Origin of the sequence: uncultured Algibacter sp., assembly GCF_947495675.1 — a bacterium.
In the GTDB taxonomy this organism is placed as follows: Bacteria; Bacteroidota; Bacteroidia; order Flavobacteriales; family Flavobacteriaceae; genus Algibacter_B.
The window spans coordinates 29,525-47,244 of the sequence record NZ_CANLZX010000006.1 but is presented as its reverse complement, the minus strand read 5'-3'; the positions used below and the strand labels follow the sequence as shown (position 1 = coordinate 47,244).

Below are 17,720 nucleotides of genomic sequence, written 5' to 3'. Positions count from 1 at the left end.
TTATGATATTTTAGTAACCGTTGTTTTGTTTATAAAAATTAGGTATGTTGTCTATTTCTCTTTGTGGAAAAGGAAGGAATTTTTTCTCGTTTGTATAAAATAAACTATTTTGATTTGAAAAGTCTTTTAATACTGTATCAGCTTCACCAAATCTTATTAAATCGTATAAACGTTGGTTTTCGTATACAAACTCAACTCTTCGCTCTGCTAATAATTCTTCTTTAGTTAGATTAGCTACTTCTTCTAGTCCTGCTCTTGATCTCACTTGATTAAAAGCATCAATTGCTCTTTGGTCTGTAGTACTATCATTTTCATTAGGTCTTAAAATAGATTCTGCATATAACAATAATACATCGGCATATCTTAAAACAATCCAGTCATTATCTCCAATCTCTCCATTTGTTGGGAATTTTGTATTAAAAACATCAACAGTATTATTAGAAAGGAAAGAACCATATTCAATAGGATTTACTGAAGCTGGAAATCTAACAGGTTGTAGTTCTGGAGTCATAACTTCTAAAAAATCAAGCGAAGCAATATTTACACCATTTGAAGGCCCTTGCAATGTCATAGCAAAACTATGTGACTCTGAATCAGTTTCTACTTGATCACCTAAACCACTATCACTAGTTGTATAATTATCACTACTAACAAGGTCATATGCAATTGAAAAAATAACTTCATCATTAATTTCAAAACCTGAATTATTTGACCAATCTCCATCTAGTACTATTTCTGATTCTGAATAATCACCTGTAAACTGGTTACCAAATACATTACCATAATTGATAGCTAGATTGGCATAATACTCACCATCTGTTAAAATATCTATTGAAGGATCTAAAGGGTCTGCATTAAACACAAACTGCTCAGCATTATCTCTTTCTGTGAAAATTAAATCATAATTATAAGCTCCATTATTTTCTACAACAGATGCTAATAAAAGCTCTGCCTCATCATAATTTGGATTAGGTTGACTTAAATATGCTTTTGCAGCTAAACAAATTGCAGCTCCTTTTGATGGGCGATATCTGTTTTGCGCCACACCATCTAAGTATGCAATTGATGTTTTAAAATCTTCAATAATTTTAGCATAAACATCTGCTTCTGGTAACTGTGGGTAATCTAAGGCTTCATTTTTAGTGATATCTAAAACTTTATCAACATATGGTACATTTTGATATGCTCTTACCAAATTAAAATGACATAATGCTCTCATAAAATAAGCTTCACCAACTGTATATTGTTGATCTTCTGGCGCTAAAAAACGATTATCAATAATCGTATTAGCATGTTTAATGGTAGACATATTATTAGAATAATATGTTGATACATCACCATTATTAGGATCTACATTATAAGCGTTGATTGCTGGGAAATTACCGTTTTCTGAATTAGCTCTTACATTATCTGATCGTAACTCAATTAGTAAAAACTCATTTGCCGGAACTTTTTGATAAGCATCTAAAACACCATTTGACAATAATTCAAATCCATTATTAGTTTGTAGTAACTCTTCTATTGATAATGCAGTTGGGTTACTTAGGTCTAGTTCTTTTTCACACCCTGTAACTAAAGCCACAAGCGAAAAACAAACTATTATTTTTTTATATATATTTTTCATAATTAATTAAAATTGAAAGTTAATCCCTGCTGAAATTGTTCTAACTACTGGACCATCTCCTCTTTGGTAACCAGATGTTAGTGGTGTATTAGCGTTATCTGATGTTTGACCAGATGCATCTGGATTGAATCCTTCATAACCTTTAGCTGTAAAGAACAATAAATTTTCTCCAGTTATATAAAACCTTAGTCTATCAATATTATTCTTTGAAGTAAATGACTCTGGTAATGTAAAACCTAATGTTATGTTTCTTAAAGTTACAAAAGAAGCATCTTGAATATGATCATCTGTAAATCTTCTATGCACAGTTAAATCTCTATCTGGGAAATTAGCAACTTCATTTACGGCAGATTCACTTGCATAATATAACTGATCTAAATCTGCAACTCTTACTTCAGCTCCATGAGAACCTTGCCATTGGAATGAGAAATCAAAATTTTGATATCTAAAATCAGAATTAAAACCCCATGTAAAATCTGGATATGGGCTTCCTAATTCAGTTCTATCTTCATCATCTATAATTCCATCATTATTTAAATCTTTCACATAAACATCAGCAAAATCGTTGTTAAACCTGTTAAATGGATTATCAACCCACTCTAGTGGAATTTCTTTTTCGTAAACCCAACCATAAAAAGAAGTTATTGGTTGCCCTACTTTTGCTATAAACTGTGTAGCTCTTGTATCTTGAGCAATTTCAGAAATTATTTGATCACTATTTCCTAAACTCATAACCTTATTTCTGTTTAAAGAAAATTGACCTGAAGCAGACCAGCTAAAGTTTTCGTTTGTAATAAGTCTAGAGTTTAATTCTAACTCAACACCTTCATTTTTAACTTCACCAATATTTTGCAACCAATTATCGGCTCCATAAGTACCTGCTACTGGTGCAAAAAGAATTAAATCTTCACTAGTTCTTGTATAATAATCTAAGGTTAAATTTAAAAGACTTCTACCAAATGTAACATCTATACCTGGGTTAAACTCAATTAATTTTTCCCAACCTAAATCTTGATTTGCTAAAGTTAGACCTTTAACACCTGTTTGTCCATTATAACCAACTGTACCAAATGTTTCTTCAAATCTGTAAAGAGATTCGAATATATTATTAGATATCTCATTAGAACCCGAAACACCATAACTAGCTCTTAATTTTAAAAATGACACAAAATCACTTGATGATAAGAAATCTTCATTTGACATAACCCAACCTACAGAAGCTGCTGGGAAAAATCCGAATCTGGTATTAGGTCCAAATCTTGTACTACCATCGGTACGAGCAGATACTTGCAATAAGTATTTTTCATTGTAATTGTAATCAACTCTACCAAAATATGAAACTAACTTATCTGTTCCATTATCAGTATACGTGGTACCTCCATCTGCAAGTGCAATATTATTATTAAAATCGTTTGTATAACCTACAGCCTCTGTCTCTTGTCTGTAAAAGTCTCTTTGTGTATACTCAAATCCAAATACTGAATTAAAATCATGTTTACCAAAATTCTTTTTATACTTTATTAATGATTCAAATGCGAATTGGTTTAATTCGTCTCTACGCTCTAAACGATAAGATTCTTGATCTCTATTTTCTTGACCATATAAATAATCAAAATCATTATTTTTATTATGTCTAAAAACACCAGAAACTGTTTGTCTAAAATTAAGTCCTTTTGCTAATTCAAAATCAATATAAGAAGAGGCATTTAAGCTTAATTTTTTCTTTGTTCTAGATCTTTCTAAGAAATGTACTAATGGATGCACATTTTTTGTTGTTGACAATGTTAAGCCACCAGATGTTAAATCACTAGCCAATGGTAAACCTGTTTGAGGGTCTCTTGCTATTCGTCTTGGGTCATTTGGGTCTACAGTAAACACATGATCAAAAGCTCTTGAAAAACCATAGCTCCCTACTCCAAGGTTTTCAAAAAGTTTTCCTGCATCGGTTGATGTACCAACATCAGTAGAAAAATTAGTAACATATTTTAAATGTTCTTCATTTAAACGAAGTGGCAAATGCCCATATTGTCTTAATGGATCTGTAAATCTTGCTGGTAATTTATTTTGGTCGTTATAGTTAATACGTAAACTTGCACCATATTTAATTTTTTTGTTTTTCGATTTACTATCTACTTTTATCCTTGCATTGTATTTCTTGAAATTATCTGTTAAAGCAATGCCTTCATCTTCAAGATAACCCAAAGAAGCTGTATAGCTAGTTAACTCAGTACCACCTCTTACAGCTAAAGAGTGACTTTTAATAACACCACCATTAAAAACTTCATCTTGCCAGTTTTTTTCACCATCTCCTAAAGAGGCTATAAAATCCATGGCTTCAAGTTCTGCATAAGCAGAGTTGTAATCTCCAATAACTCTATCATAGTTCTCACTATCTAAAGATATACCATCAACTACACTTTGTAAACCATTTAATCTTGATCGCTCATCTGCTATTGAAGTATTGAAGTTATCGTTATTAATAGCATATTTATAACCTGTAAATGTATTATATGAGAATTTTGTGGTTCCAGAAATACCCTTTTTTAATGTTACCAATATTACACCATTAGCACCACGAGAACCGTATATAGCTACAGATGAAGCATCTTTTAAAACACTTATAGAATCTATATTATTGTTATCAATTGAAGCTAAGATATCTGCATCGTTACCTAAAACAACACCATCAACAACTATTAAAGGCGAAGATGATCCTGTTATAGAACCTGGCCCTCTTAATGTTATTTTTGGGTCTCCACCAGCTTCTGATGCTACTGTTTGAATTCTTAAACCTGCTACTTTTCCTTGAAGCGCATCCTCAACACGAGCTACTGATACATCTTGAAGATCTTTACCAGACACTTTAGTTAAAGCACTAGTAATTGTTTTTTGTTTTTGGTCTCCATAACCAATAACAACTACTTCATCCAAGGTAGCAACATCTTCTATTAATGATACATTAATTGTTTTTTGATTAGCAACAATAACTGTTTGGGTTACATAACCAATGTAGGAAAATTGCAATACATCTCCATTTTTTGCTTCAATTTGATAATTTCCATCAAAATCTGTAGAAAAACCTCTTGAAGTATTCATCACTATAACGTTAACACCCGGAATTGGTATGTTATCTGCTGCTGCCACAACTGTACCTTTAATAGTAGTACTATCTTGTGCAAATATGGTAATATTGAACATCAATAATACCATAAAAAATAGCTTAGTTTTCAAATTCATAATTGTTAATTTGAGTTTTAAATTTATTTTTTTGAGTTGAATTAGTTTTATTTTTTCTTCATTTTTTAAGGAAGAAAAAAAAATTAAAAGGATAGAATCTAGCCTATCCTTTTATATTGTTGTATTTACAAATACTTAATATTTAACTTATTGGCGAACTTTTAACTGGTTAACCAGTTTGGTTTCCCAAATATATGTTAATTTTTAGTTTTGACAAAAAAAAACATAGTATTAGATACTTTTATTCCTTGAAACCTAGACGAAATGAGCTAAATACATTAATTAAAACACCTGCTTTGGTGAAAATTACTTGTTATTATTTGAGAGATTGTAGTAAGTTTATAAATTATATAAAACTGGTTTTACCTCTCGCAATTTCTAGCAGATTTTTTTCTTATGACTTATCTCCAAAATAAGACACCTCACCACCACTTAAGAAATCTTCTCTTACAGGACTAAATGTATCAATTAGTTCTCCTTCTTCTAAACAAACTGCACTATGCAATAAATTAGGCTCAATATATACTCCATCTCCAGCTTCTACAATTTGCTTTACTCCATCAATTTCAAATTCAAATTTACCTGAAACACAATAAGTAGCTTGTGTATGAAAATGTTGATGTGGCGCACCTAATGCTCCTTTATCAAACTTAACTCTAACCATCATAATTTGGTTATCATAACCTAAGAACTTTCTAGATACTCCTCCACCTAGAACTTCCCATTCCATGTCTTTTGTAATGACGTACTTTTCACTAAATCTTTTCATAATTAAAATTTATTTGTTTTGTGTTAATTTATAAGGACCCTTCCAGGTATACTCTTTATTGTTAATTGTTAATTTATGTTCTGCTTGTTCATCGTTGTTTTGGTTTGAAATGATGAATAATCGCTGTTTTTTGTTTTTACTCACTACCTGTATTGCAGTATATTCTTTTGTGTCAAGTATTACACTTACATGTTCTATATTACTATAGGCATTTAATGCCAATTCTGAAACCGGATTATATGTTCCATGAGATTCTATTGTAGAGACATATAATGCATTTTTAACATTCTTTTTTCTTAGAATTAATGTTTGTTCATTACGCAAATTATAGTCTGGATCATTAGCACCAATTCGCCCTAAAATAACTTCATCGTTTTTACTTGTAACAGCTGAATAAGAGTAAAACTTATTGTTTAGTAACCAGTTTAATTTTATGTTTTCACCTTTAACAGTTGCGCTTGCTTCTTTAAATAAATGTTGATAACCATCAGATTTACCTAAAATTTGTGGAACATTATACTTTGAATACTCGAAACTAGTTTGCATAATATGACCTAAGAAATAAAAAGGTAAATCGTATTGATTTCTATTTTCTGATTCTACCTTCATAATGTCTAATATGTATTGGTTATCAAGATCTGAATCTTTTATGGTAACCATGGTACGATGTAATTTAGTTCCTGGATAAGCATTTTCTTCTTTCGCACTAGCTACTTGTAAGCTATCATTATTAACACTAAAAATATACTTATTAGAATGGTACTTACTACCAATATCATATTTTCCGCTAAATTGAGACTTTTCATTTTGCACTACTGTATTATGTGCTATAGTTTGTTTTGCCCAAGTTTTATTCTCTTTTAAATAATTTCCTCCTCCTTTTTGTTCAATATTTACAAAGCGACCCATACCGTAATCTTGAACAACTTCATCACCATCTTCAAACAAAGCATAAGATAATTTATCGTAATGACCATGACTCAATCCATGGGCAGTATATTTAAATACCAACTCTAAACCATCGCTTCTTAAAATCCCAACAGCACCCTCGTCTCCATTAGCACCGTCAGATAATTCTATAGATTTTTTAACAAATGGTTTTTCTTTGCCTTCTTTTATACCTAGTGCTACTGCTAAACCTGCATCATCAAGAGTTACTTCATCTTGTTTTTTAGCAATACTTAACAATTCAGGATTGTTACCTCCAAAATGATAACCTATATCTACAGTAGATATTAAAGAGGAATTAAAATACGACATCCCTTTTTGCGAGTCATTCAATAAAAAGAATTCGCCATCTGCATCAGATAAGTTTAATAAAGCATTTATGCTTTTTAAAAGCACACCATCTTTAAATTCAAATACTTTATGCTCAGGTTTTTTATTTTCAAGAGCTTGAGCAAAAATTAAAAATGGATATGAAGCGTAACGCTGGTAGTATGGTCCTTCGGTAAAATATCCGTCAGGAGAAAAAGGCTCATTAACATTAGCATAAAAACCAATTTTTTGACCATCTTTTCTAATATAACCACCATCATTATCTTTTTCATTTGGATTATAGCTGTCATCTTTTACACCATTTAATGCTCTGTCTAAAAGAACATCATCATCCATTACTAAAGCAATCATTCCAACAGCTACATTACCCCAAGTTGCATGATTATGGACTCTATTAAAAAATTGTGGATTATCTTTTGAAATATGATCGGCAAAAGGCCTAAACAAATCGGTTTCTAAAGTTTTACGCTCGTCTTCGGTTAAATAATTATAAATACAATCATATGCTTGACTTGTATATACTAACCAATTAGAGTCATTTAAACATTGCCAAAACAACTTACCCCTTGCATAAGATCTTGTTTTTGGATGTACAGGTAAAGTTGGATATTGCTTAGCATACTCAAACAACATGTCCTTAACATATTTAGCGTATTTATCGTCTTGTAGAATTTGATATAATGCGCCTGCTTTTTGCATTAAAACATAATTCTTTTTATGAGTTTCGTGAGAATACCCACCCGAATAATCTTTAGGAACTGGAACATCAAAACCACTCTCAATGGCAGCATCAATCTCTTTTTTTGCAGCTGCTAAAGTTTTATCAAAAATTGGAATTTGCCCTAAATTTGATCTAATTTCTTTAACTCCTTGCGCTGTTAAAATTAAACTTGGATGCCCCGTTTCATTAGTTGATGACTCTTCAGATATATTTGATGATTGTTCTTTACAAGAAATCATTACAACAAACATTAAACTTAAAAACACACGAATAGACATTTTGTTTATTAACTTCATATTACTTTTTTGAAATGAATACTATATCTTGATTAAATTATTTTTTATGTAATTATGCTACATGAATAAATAGCAGCATCAAACTAACTTTTCAATCCCGCTTTATATGAATAGTTTTATAATGTTTAACGCCACTAATAATTCATTTTTTAGAGACAGGAAACATAAAGCCTTGTTTGTTTTCGACTAACTCAAACAATAATTTTTTAAAAAAACTTTATAAATCCCTGTCTCTAAATTTCTTTTGTTATTTTGATTTAATACGAACTTAAAATATGAACATATTAAAAATTAAAAAACTTGTATTTTAGAACTTTTTAATTGGTTAACCAGATTGGTTGACCAAATATATTGATAATTATAATGTTTACAAAGAAAATTACAATAAAATCTTAATTTTAACATAATTAAATTATAAAATATTCAAAAAACAATGCTTATAAAGCCGAAAAACTGTTTTATATGCAAAAAAATGAATAAAATAATTTGAATGACACTTTTATAGATTAGTAAATATTTATAATCGAGATATTAACCTGTATTAATACATCAATTTCATTGCTAAATTTTCTTCAACTTTTATTTGTCCTGAATTAACAATTGTATTGTTAGATTGAAGATTATTTTTAGCACCCCATAATATTGAAACAAATTTGACTGAGTTATTTTTGAAGGTATTCCCTGTAATATTCACATTAACAATACCTCTATGATTTAAAAGCATCTTGTTTTTCTCTTTAGCACCACAATTAGTAAATGTTGAGTTTTTAATTACAAGGTTACCACCAATAGTAGACTCATCATACCCACCTCTATAATAATCAATAACATTCGCTTTAACATTATTAAAATTACAGTTAGAAATGGTTAAATATTCTGTATTATAATCACCTTTATCATTAGTTTCTTCTGATAACTCAATACCATTTAAACAATCTGATATTGATGTGTTTTTAAAAGTGATTTCTTCTGCAAAAGATTGTTTGTAAACTTTTAAAGCATAGTCAAAATTACTTATTTCAGAATCTATTACTTCCAGACCAAAGTGATTAGACATATTTTCTTTTAAGCTTGCAAATGCAAATTGCGTATTTGTACCTTTTAGTTTGATGTTTTTTAAAGTTAATTTACCGTAAGGATGTAAGGCTAAGGCAGGAGTATTTGCAGCTCCTACATATTGTATTTCAGCTTTTCCTTTAGATTGAATTGTTATGGTTTTATTAATAATTAAAGGCTCTGAAATCTTAAACAATACATCATTTAATTCTATAATATCACCGCTATTTGCTTCTTTTAACTTTGCAACTAATTGAGCACTATTGCTTACTGTATGAGTTGCAGCTTCTTTAGCTTCAACTGCATCAGAATACCAACTTGCTCCATATTTAGTTTTATCTAATACATCTAAATTTATATTACCTGAGTTTAGAATAGCTCCTATTTGATTTGATTCACTTCTTGATTTTCCTAATAAATCTTTGGTGATAGTTTCAAAATCGAAACCATTGTAAATCTCTACATCATCAAACCCAGAAATTGGAGCAGAAATATCTGATCCAATATTTGTTAAAGTAAGTTCTGCAGGAGTTAAACCATCACGCTTTGAAAAATCGACTCCATTATTATGTATTATGTTACTTGCAAAAGTAACACCATCAGCTTTATCATGTTCAATAATTGGGTTTGCATCACCAACAGAATTGTAAATTACATTATTTACGACTTCAGTTCTTAAAGGTCTTGCAGAACGAATCTCAGATTTAGGCAAAACATCTGATTGCGAGATATTAGTCCCTACACCAAACTGCCAAGGCGAATTAGAATCTACATATGTATTGTATGCTACAACAACATCTGTTACTTGATTATATCTGTTTAAAGGTGATTTAGGAATTCCATTCATTATTGCCAATGGACTTCTAAAGTTCTTTCCTTTTAACTTATAAAAAAGGTTGTTTATAACCCAATGCCCTGTGTTAATTATTCTAATTCCACCATACTGCTCGTTTACACCATCACCTATAAAGTAGTTTCCATCTATGGTAACATAATTACCATGGCGTGTCACTACAGAGCCTTCACTCTTATAGAATACATTATTTTTAATTAAGTTAAAATTGGTTTTACTAGAAATAATTTCAACTTCACCATTACATTCTTCAAATAAGTTATTTGCAATTGTTGTGTTACTTGGCGACATGGATGTAAAGCTACTTCCTAATTGTATAGTTTCTCCTCTAGCACCACCTTTTCTAGGTCTTGGTCCAAAATGATTATTTACAATTTGATGATAATTTCTAATACTTTGGTTTCCCTTTAAATCTACTCTAACAGTTGGACCACCATTGGTTTTTCCTGCAAGGTAACAATGCTCTAATTTATTATGTTTACCGTAAAACTGCACCCAAAGGTTATCTTGATCGCGCTCAAGGTTATTAAAATCTAAAATTACACAGTTTGAAACAGTACAATTATTAGCAACATTTTTCTCGCTAGTTCTAAAGGCAATTACGTTTGTAGTAGGTGCGTGTCCGTTTCTAAAAAATAAGCCATCTACTTTTAAATAATTACCACTAATCGCTAAATTAGAAACACCTTCTATAAACACTTCTCCAGGCGTTTCAGCTTTAATAGTTATTGGTTTATCTTCGGTTCCTTCACCTATAAATGTAATTTCAACATCCTTCCAAACGCCATTAGATAAAACAATATTATCACCAGCCTTTGCATCTTTAATGGCATTATTTAATTCTTCAATATTAGATACTTTAATTTCATTTAGAGTTGAAACTTCTTTACAACCTACAGATAAAATTAAAATAAACAAGCTAAATAAAATGGATTTTTTTAATTTAAAATTCACAGTATAATTCATTTGGGTTAAAAATTATTATTAATTAATAGTACGCTTTATTTTGAGTCACTTTTATAAAAGTAAAAAAAGCCTTTTATAATTATAAAAGGCTTTTTAAAATCAAACTATCATAATTTACTCAACTACAATTTTTTTAGTCAAACTTCCATTATCAGAATTTACTTTTAAAAGGTAAATTCCTCTTGATAAGTTTGAAATATCTAATCTATTATTTACTAAACTTTTGCTAGAAACAACTTCTTGACCAATTAGGCTATACATTTGTACAGAAGATATTTTTACATCTTTAGATTCAATTTGAATGAAATCTTGAGCTGGGTTAGGATAAATATTTAATTTACTCGCTAAAACATCTTTAGTTGAAAGAACAGTAGTGTTTACTAAAGTTAAATTATCCATTCTAATTTCTGCATCTCCATTCATCCAACCTTTATCTTTAGAAGCATCTCCATGACTCATTGAATCATAAGGACCAATGGCTCTAATAAATATAGCTATACTAGTTTCAGAACCTGTATTAAACGAAATTTGTGCTGCATCATTATAATCTGTATTCCCTGGGCTAGTTATTGAAGTAAATGAAAGTTGATTAGCAGCTGTCTCAACCTGAGCAACAGTTTCATAACCAAATCCAGATTGTGCTGCATCGGCAGGAAGATCGTAAGCAGGTGTGTAACCACTAACATAAGCACTTCCTTTCAAAATATAAACTTGAATTCCTGTTGTTGTAGTTGGGTCTATTTTATATTGATATTCAATATCTAAAGTATAAACACTATTAGCTACAACCTCAACTTCTTGATAAATACCATCTGATTCAAAATCATCAAATTTAACAACATCATCTGTACCTGAATTTCTATCAGAAGATTCTGACTGATCTGCAATATCCTTATTAATCCATCCAGAACAAGAACAACTAGATCCTGAAGATTTAGCAATATTGTCAAAAGTAGCATTGTGCACTGTTGGCTGAGTTTGAGAATAACCAATCCCAGATACACATAAAAGCAATAAAAGTAATTTTGTTTTCATAATTTTAGTTTTAGTAATTAAATATTTAGTTTATTTCTTAACAAAAATATGTTGTGCTAGTAGACTTTTATTGGTTTTCCAATTTGGTTAACCAGTTGAGGTTTCCCAAATATACTATTAATTTTTAAATATTTATTATTTTTAACATAAAAAACGACCAATTCGAGTATAAAACTTGTTGTTTTTTATGTTAATCTTAAACAAAACACCTACTAGTGCTAATGTTAACTTATAAAACTAGAACATAAAAATTATTTTAAATACTAATTTCTTATAGAAATTTTTATAAAAGCTTAAAACAACTAGAATAAGAATATAATAGGAAAGGATAATGTTGAAAGCTAATTCGGGTTATTTAATTTTAATAAAAGTACCGACCGTACCGCAATGTTTAACAGTCATTATTAAAATCAAAAAAGCCGAAACTTTCGTTTCGGCTTTTTATCTGTACTGAAGACGGGACTTGAACCCGTACGTCCTAATGGACATTGGATTTTAAGTCCAATCATATTTAGCTCAAATAACACCAAAGTAATTCATATTCAATTGATTAACAACATTTCAATTTTAAATGATATCATTTAAATTCAATTAAAATCAATATTTGTTGTACCTATGTTGTACCAAAAATGATTATCTTTAATATCTAAAGTATCAAAAAAATGTCTTCAAACGCAAAAATAGTTCTTCGCAAGAAGCCAAATAAAAATGGCTTATGCCCTTTGGCGATTAGAATTTCTAAAAATAGACGTTCCAGCTATCATTACATTGGTCATTATATAGAATTAGAACATTGGGATGAGAAAAATATTCGTGTACGAAAATCACATCCAAATGCAGCGAATCTTAATAATCTGTTGGTTAAAAAGTTATCTGAAGCGAATAAAATGCTTATGGATTTACAAGCTCAGAAACAAGATTTGTCAGTAAATCGTATTAAGGATAAATTATACAAAGGTTCAAAGGGCTCAAGCTTTTCTGAAATTTCAAAAGCTTTTTTAAATGAACTTGAAGCCAATAAAAAATTGGCTCGATATTATGCGGATAAGGTAAGAGTAAATCATGTGTTAAATTTTTCAAAATCAAATCAACTCTCCTTTCAAGAGATTGATGAACAATTCCTGAGAAACTTTAAAACACATTTAAAAACAAAGATTGGTTTATCTGAAAGATCTATAGTCAATAACCTTGTTGTTATAAGAACCATATATAATAGAGCTATCAAGTTAGGAATTGTCGATAGAAAATTATATCCATTTGGATCGAGTGGAATTCAAATTAAATTTCCTGAAAGTCAAAAAACTGGATTAAATAAGGAAGAACTCATTGCTTTTGAAAATGTCAAAGGTCTAACTGAAAATGAAATACATGCAAGAAACATATGGCTTTTCAGTTTCTATTTTGCTGGCATACGTGTTGCTGATGTACTCAAAATTAGGTGGTCTGATATTTCTGATAATAGACTTAACTATCGTATGAATAAAAATTCAAAATTATTGTCATTAAAGATTCCCGAGAAAGCTTTTCCTATTTTAGAACAATACTCGATTAATAAACTGGACGATAATGATTTTATTTTTCCAGAGATGAAAATGGTTAACCTGAAAGCGTCGAAGGATGTCTTTAGAAAAGTTAACGCTGCTACAACTATGTTAAATAAATATTTAGCAAGGGTTGCAGAAAAAGCTGAAATAAATAAGAAAGTTACCATGCACATTGCCCGCCATAGCTTCGGTAATATCTCCGAGGATAAAATCCCTATTAAGATGCTTCAAAAGCTATATCGTCATTCCTCAATTACCACCACTATTAACTATCAAGCTAACTTTATGCATAAAGATGCTGATGATGCTTTAGAGAGTGTAATAAACTTTTGATATTCTGATATATATTTATAATGGTATATCATAATCTTTAACGTTATTATTTTTCAAGTTATCCACATAGCCAGAAAATGGATTAGTGTATTCCTCCTTTATTTTAAAACCTTTCTCAACAAAATTTTTAGCGCTCTCTTTCCAGTTTTTAATGTTTAGTCCTCTACTAAGTTTCCAATTTTTTGTTTCATAATATGCATAGAATTTTCTTCCCTCAATTTTAGGCCAATTATTCTCCTTAAAAAAACCTAAAACTTCCAATTCATTTTTTGGCCTTGCCAGTTTATTAAAGTTTTCTTTTGTTTTATGTTTATAAGAAGATACCAGATTTTGGCCTGGTTTTGGGACGGTGTTAGCCAATTTTTGACCAACTGAATTAAAAAAAATGGCCATCTTAACTTTTGAGCCTCTTGCTGGATGGTATGATGGAAAATATTTTAAATAGCCCCAATCATTGAGATCTCTTATGTAGTTGTGATAAGTTGTTTTAGATTTAAATTTTGCTTTCTTCATAGTCGATTCCCTATTTATAGTTATCGTTTTTTTGAAGTATTCTCGGTTCCACTTCTGAAAGAATGCCAGGTATAATGTAATATGACCCTGTTTAATTCTCTCGTCTTTATTGAAGCATTCAAAAACAGCGTTTAGCTGAATAATATAGTTTACCTTTTCCATTAGTCATTCTTATCAATGAATTTTTTTGCTCGATATTGAACTTCTTTCTTTTCTTTGAAATATTTTCTTTCTAAAATCAATTTTTCTTTGGGCGGTTCCGCTGCTTGAAAAAGTGCTTGCATCATCGCTACGGTAGGTTTGGTTTGTGACTTTTCAATATCCTTCATAATGGCTATCATGCCATTCATACGTTTTTTAATTAGCATAGAGATTCTGTTTTCCAAGGTTTCCATTCGAGGTCCTAAATTCTCCGTAGGGGAAATTCCATTTTCATTAAAAAAATCCATCATCAATAGTAATGTCATGGATTGAGATTTTGATAGCATCTTACAAAAATCTCTAAATTGACTAGCTACTGAACTTTTGATTTTAAAAGTCTCGAAACCCTCTTTTTCATATCCTTTATCCATCTTTTTTAGTAAAATAATTGCCTATTTTCGGCGGTTATCAAATGTTTTTAGTAAAAAGTAGCGTCAAGTCTTAAATCCTAAAAAATCATAAACTCTAAAACCCCTTGTAAACATTAAGACTACAGCAAAATTTAATATATGTAACATCGCGAAGCGTGTTACCCTCTTGCTATACAATCCCTTCATTTTATTTCGGGTTGCAGTACTTTTTTTTCTAAAGCTAAAAAGCTTTTGAGTTGATTAATTATACTTTCATTTTTTAAGAAATAACTTTTCCATTTTTTGAAAGAATCTAATTAAAAAGTAAGAAACATTAATATTTCTTCATTACTATTATGAGAATATTACGTCAATATTTAAGCCAATAATATATGATGTTGATTGGGGTCAATTAGTTGACACAATGGCATTTATTCACATACTTATTATATCTTGAGCGTTTTCCTTTTCATTTATCTTAGAAAGTAGAAATTTGATATGTATTGATGTCTTTTTACTATTAAAGATTGAGATAGAAATAGTCTCTAATATTTCATATTCACTTACTTCCCATAGCGCCATCGCTGTTACCTTTTCGGTAACATTATCTAAAATTTAGTTTAAGTAAGGACTTATAAAAAGAGTGAGGTACGAACCTGGTTATGCAGTCCGTCTCAGGCTAAATTTTAAAACTTTGTGAAGTGAAAGGTGTAAGTGAATTTGATTTTGCGGACTCTTTTTCAAAGTTGACAAGGTCTGTTTATATATAGTTGGCTTGATTAACTTTACATCAAGTATGAGAAGGACAACTACAACTTTGAAAATGTATCCAAGACCTATGTTGATAAAGCTCCTTTTAAGTAATGAAGAGCAACGGAATGAATTGAAAGGTGCTGAGTGAATTGATTAGCCTAACGAGTTAAAAATATTAACATTCAATTAATTTATAAAAATTAATCTTATACTATTTATAGCTTTAATTCTTTTAATCAACCCATTTCATACGCTGTAATCTTACCGCATTCAAAATTGCTAATAACGCAACACCAACATCTGCAAATACAGCTTCCCACATAGTTGCTAAACCGCCCGCTCCTAAAATCAGCACTATTACTTTTACACCAAATGCTAATATGATATTTTGCCATACAATCTTTCGGGTAGAACGACTAATTTTAATGGCTTTAACCACTTTTGAAGGTTGGTCGGTTTGGATAATAACATCTGCTGTTTCAATAGCGACATCGCTTCCTAAACCACCCATTGCTATACCTACATCACTTGCTGCTAAAACTGGTGCATCATTAATTCCATCGCCTATAAAAGCAATCTTATTATTAGGGTCTTGTTTTAAAATTTCGACTTCATTTAGCTTATCTTCTGGTAACAAACCACCTTTAGCGATTTCGATGTTTAACTCGGAAGCTACTTTTTGAGTAATGGAATCCTTATCGCCAGAGAGCATCATTATATTTTTGACACCAACTTTATGTAATGAGGTAATCGTTTCTTTTGCGTCCTCTTTTAATTCATCAGCAATAACCACATAGCCTGCAAATGCATTGTCTATAGACACTAGTACTATAGATTCTACAATAGTTTCTGTTTCTTCTAAAACATTAATATTATTGGCTGTCATTAGGGCTTTATTACCAACCAAAACAGTCTTTCCATTTACGATACCTTTTAAACCTTTTCCTGCTATTTCAAATACTTCGGAAGCCTCATAATCTGTGCCTTCATCATTATATTCTAAAATAGCTTTAGCGATTGGATGTGTGGATTGTTCTTCCATAGCCATCAGGTATTTCATAAATTCTTTTTCATCCAAATTGATGGCTTTAATCTGCTTAATTTTAAAGACACCCTTAGTTACCGTTCCTGTCTTATCCATGACCAACGTATTTATCTTGGTCATTGCATCTAAGAATGAAGCTCCTTTAAATAAAATCCCATTTTTTGAAGCTGCACCCAATCCACCGAAATAACCTAACGGAATAGAAATAACCAAAGCACAAGGGCACGATATCACTAAGAAGATTAAGGCGCGATACAACCAATCTCTAAACACATAATCATCTACAAAAAAGTATGGTAAAAATGTAACCGCAATAGCCAAAAACACTACAATGGGTGTATAAACTCGTGCAAATTTTCTAATGAACAATTCAGTTTTAGATTTTCGAGCTGTTGCATTCTGCACCATATCGAGAATACGTGCAATGGAACTATCTTTAAATTCTTTGGTGGTTTCTATTTCAATAACTCCATCCATATTAATACTTCCTGCAAATACTTTTTCGCCTCTTGCAATGGTATTCGGTTTACTTTCGCCTGTCAATGCCGCTGTATTAAATGAGCCTTTTTCGGAAAGCAGAATACCATCTAAAGGAATTTTTTCTCCAACACGGACTTGAACTTTTTCTCCAATTTCAACCGTTTCTGGACTTACAGAAATGTAATCATTATTCCGATATACCAAAGCTTCATTAGGACGTACATCTAGCAAAGCTTTAATATTGCCCTTTGCTTTATTTACTGCCGCACTCTGGAATAACTCTCCAACAGCATAGAATAACATTACTGCTACTCCTTCAGGATATTCTCCAATTACGAATGCACCTATGGTTGCAATAGACATTAAAAAAAACTCTGTAAATACATCTCCTTTTTTAATACTTTCCCAACCTTCCTTTACTACAGGAAATCCTACAGGTAAATAGGCAATACCATACCAAATAATGCGTAACCAATCTTTGAAAAAAGCAACATCAAAATAGTCTAATGCTATTCCAATAATTAGCATTGTAAAACTTATGATTGCAGGCAAATAGACTTTAAACCTACTTTGTTGTTCATTATGATTATGACCATCATCGTGACTATGTTCTGTTCCTGAATTTGGTTTTATATCTCGTAAATTGAGTTTCTTTTTTTTCACTTA

At 30.5% G+C, this 17,720-nt stretch carries 10 protein-coding genes; 1 reads left to right on the top strand and 9 read right to left on the bottom strand.

Going from position 1 to position 17,720, the window contains the following annotated elements; translation table 11 throughout:
* Window positions 1-10: 10 nt before the first annotated feature.
* The 6 genes from Q0842_RS06055 to Q0842_RS06030 all read right to left on the bottom strand — a co-directional run bounded on the left by Q0842_RS06055 (window position 11) and on the right by Q0842_RS06030 (window position 11,835).
* Complete coding sequence (locus Q0842_RS06055; RefSeq protein ID WP_298495512.1) at window positions 11-1,624, bottom strand: RagB/SusD family nutrient uptake outer membrane protein; 1,614 nt, start codon at window positions 1,622-1,624, stop codon at window positions 11-13.
* A 6-nt stretch (window positions 1,625-1,630) separates the two neighbouring features.
* A complete protein-coding gene (locus Q0842_RS06050) occupies window positions 1,631-4,861 on the bottom strand; it encodes a TonB-dependent receptor (RefSeq protein ID WP_298495509.1) in 3,231 nt (1,076 codons plus the stop codon).
* Between the two features lie 394 nt (window positions 4,862-5,255).
* Complete coding sequence (locus tag Q0842_RS06045; RefSeq protein ID WP_298495506.1) at window positions 5,256-5,630, bottom strand: cupin domain-containing protein; 375 nt, start codon at window positions 5,628-5,630, stop codon at window positions 5,256-5,258.
* A 9-nt stretch (window positions 5,631-5,639) separates the two neighbouring features.
* On the bottom strand, window positions 5,640-7,925 hold the full coding sequence (locus tag Q0842_RS06040; protein WP_298495504.1) for a heparinase II/III family protein: 2,286 nt from the start codon (window positions 7,923-7,925) through the stop codon (window positions 5,640-5,642).
* A gap of 541 nt (window positions 7,926-8,466) precedes the next feature.
* A complete protein-coding gene (locus tag Q0842_RS06035; protein ID WP_298495501.1) occupies window positions 8,467-10,788 on the bottom strand; it encodes a chondroitinase-B domain-containing protein in 2,322 nt (773 codons plus the stop codon).
* Between the two features lie 126 nt (window positions 10,789-10,914).
* The gene (locus tag Q0842_RS06030) at window positions 10,915-11,835 is read right to left on the bottom strand and encodes a T9SS type A sorting domain-containing protein (RefSeq protein ID WP_298495498.1); all 921 of its coding nucleotides are present in this window, start codon (window positions 11,833-11,835) and stop codon (window positions 10,915-10,917) included.
* A 662-nt stretch (window positions 11,836-12,497) separates the two neighbouring features.
* Between Q0842_RS06030 and Q0842_RS06025 the strand changes: the two genes are divergently transcribed.
* Window positions 12,498-13,712: a site-specific integrase gene (locus Q0842_RS06025; RefSeq protein WP_298495495.1), complete on the top strand. Its 1,215-nt coding sequence runs from the start codon at window positions 12,498-12,500 to the stop codon at window positions 13,710-13,712.
* Window positions 13,713-13,727: 15 nt separating this feature from the next.
* Here the strand turns inward: Q0842_RS06025 and Q0842_RS06020 are convergent, their stop codons facing one another.
* The 3 genes from Q0842_RS06020 to Q0842_RS06010 form a co-directional block, all read right to left on the bottom strand.
* A complete protein-coding gene (locus Q0842_RS06020) occupies window positions 13,728-14,387 on the bottom strand; it encodes a hypothetical protein (protein WP_298495491.1) in 660 nt (219 codons plus the stop codon).
* Window positions 14,387-14,797: a BfmA/BtgA family mobilization protein gene (locus Q0842_RS06015; RefSeq protein ID WP_298495488.1), complete on the bottom strand. Its 411-nt coding sequence runs from the start codon at window positions 14,795-14,797 to the stop codon at window positions 14,387-14,389. Before Q0842_RS06015 ends, Q0842_RS06020 begins: the two co-directional genes overlap by 1 nt.
* A 964-nt stretch (window positions 14,798-15,761) precedes the next feature.
* The gene (locus Q0842_RS06010) at window positions 15,762-17,717 is read right to left on the bottom strand and encodes a heavy metal translocating P-type ATPase (RefSeq protein WP_298495485.1); all 1,956 of its coding nucleotides are present in this window, start codon (window positions 17,715-17,717) and stop codon (window positions 15,762-15,764) included.
* Window positions 17,718-17,720: the final 3 nt, after the last annotated feature.